Origin of the sequence: Arthrobacter sp. TS-15, assembly GCF_006964045.1 — a bacterium.
Classification (GTDB): Bacteria; Actinomycetota; Actinomycetes; order Actinomycetales; family Micrococcaceae; genus Arthrobacter.
Genome location: NZ_SDXQ01000072.1, coordinates 1 through 1,922 on the forward strand (window position 1 = coordinate 1; position 1,922 = coordinate 1,922).

At 63.5% G+C, this 1,922-nt stretch carries 1 protein-coding gene; it reads right to left on the minus strand.

The window, feature by feature from the left end; translation table 11 throughout:
- The coding region (locus tag EU811_RS22780) for a carboxypeptidase-like regulatory domain-containing protein (RefSeq protein ID WP_162520273.1) at window positions 1–1,682 on the minus strand (1,682 nt) is incomplete at its 3' end.
- Between the last annotated feature and the right edge of the window lie 240 nt (window positions 1,683–1,922).

A 1,922-nucleotide genomic window follows, 5' to 3' on the forward strand; every position in this document is an offset into this window, starting at 1 on the left:
ACCGTCCCGGACATCGTCGGTACCGGAGCCGTCAAGGTCCCGGCAGCGACGGTGACGGTGGCCTGGCCGTAATAGGGCTGCAGGGGCCAGTCGTGGACACTCAGCCGGGCAGTGACTTTCTTGCCGGCGTCGGAGGCTTGGAGGAGGAACGTCGGCCCGTTTGACCTGTAGTCCTGCACGCCGTCGACGAACCAGTCGTAGTAAGGACCAAAATCGGGAGCGGGATTCAGGGTGCCGTGGTCAACGGTCAGAGTGTTCCCGGCGCTGGGCGTTCCCAGAAGGGTGAAGGGCTTGGAAGCCGTGACGGCATCGGCGCCCGATTTTCCGCCGTGTACCGAGGTGGAGTATGAGGCATACCCGGTCTTGGTCCCGCTGACTTTCGCCCAGATGTCGTACCCGGCATCAGCGGCGGTGGGCACGTACGCAGTGGTGGTGGCGCCGGCAATGTCCTGAAGGGCCTCGCCGTCTTTGGAGCGCTGCCACTGGTAGGCGAGGGTCACCGGAGCCGGTCCCCAGACACCGGGATCAACGGTCAGTTTCTGTCCGGCCTGGGCAGAACCGTAAACGAATGGCCTGCCAGGTGCCAGCGACAGCCCTTCGACGTCCAGTTGCATGGTCAGCTTTACACGCTGGCCGGCAGCGGTTGCCGTCAGAACGGTGGCCGTGTCCTTGGTGGCCGTATTGTCGTAGCATTCGGCCTTGTAGCGTTTTTCGCGGGGCGTGCCCTCGTAAACCGTGTCCGAGACGCAGAGCTTGTATTTCTTTCCCACTGCCATGCGCCAGTAGATCTTGCCCTGCGCATCCGAGGTAAGCGGACCCATCTGTGGTCCGTCCCAGGCTCCCGTTGCGTCGTTGTAGACCCACGGGACATACCCGACGTCGGCAATCGGCGCGCCTGCCGGATCGACGACAGTTGCTTCCATGAGGGTTTCATCCTTGAGGATGAAGTTCACGTTGGTCCACTGCACACCGGGCGGGACGGTAGCCGTGCTGTAGGTATGCACGGTGCCCGTGCCGTTCCAATACTGTTCCAGGTAGAGACGCTGGCCCGACTCGTCCCGGACGCTGATGTATGCCTGGTTGGGCGGAATCTTGGTGAGGGTGAAGTAGCCGTTGGCATCAGGCTTGGTGCTGCTCACCTGTCCGCCGTTGTTGGGTGAGGCAGAGACGGACACTGCTGTCACGGGCTGGCCAGCCTTATTAGTGACCCTGCCGCTCATGCTGCCGAAGGCTTCCAACTGCGGGTTGAAAGTGGTGATGGGGGCAGCGTCGGTGACGGCAACCGGCGTCGAACCGTAGGAACTGGACTGGTTCGCGTTCCACTCGTCGGCGTAGGTGGCGGAGCAAGGTCCGCTGCTGCAGGTGGTCCACAGCTTGTAACTGCCGGCAGTCGGCACGCTAAAGCTGTAGGAGCCATCGGGGGCAGACCACGCACCGGCCACCAAGGAGGCGCGGTCGTCATTGGTGTACGCCCCCACCCATACGTCGCCAAGCGCAGTGGCCGTTGCCGTTGCTGTCAGTTTTCCTTTGACCACACCCTTGAAGGTGTAGGTTGCGGCCGAGGCGGGTGCCGCGCCGGCGAAAAGGCCGGCAGCCACCAGGACGGCCGTCACCAGGGCGGCCCACACTCCTTGCCGTGTCCTTCGAAGCGGATGGTGAGTGGCAGGTCGAGCCAACGGCATGGGTAAGGTCCTTTTCCCCAAGAAAGTGACTGAGCGGACCGAGCGGTCCCCTGTCATCGTAGGCACGGGACCGCAGGAGTGCCATGGGGAGAGCTGCCCAGTGCGCTGAGGCGATGAACTCACGACGGCGGCACTCGGCCCGGTGGGCCTGTTCAGTACCTCGCCGGACGGGATCATTCGGATCTGCGCCGCGTGATTGGATGAAGACGACCCTGAGCTCTTCTACCAGTTCCCGGCAAC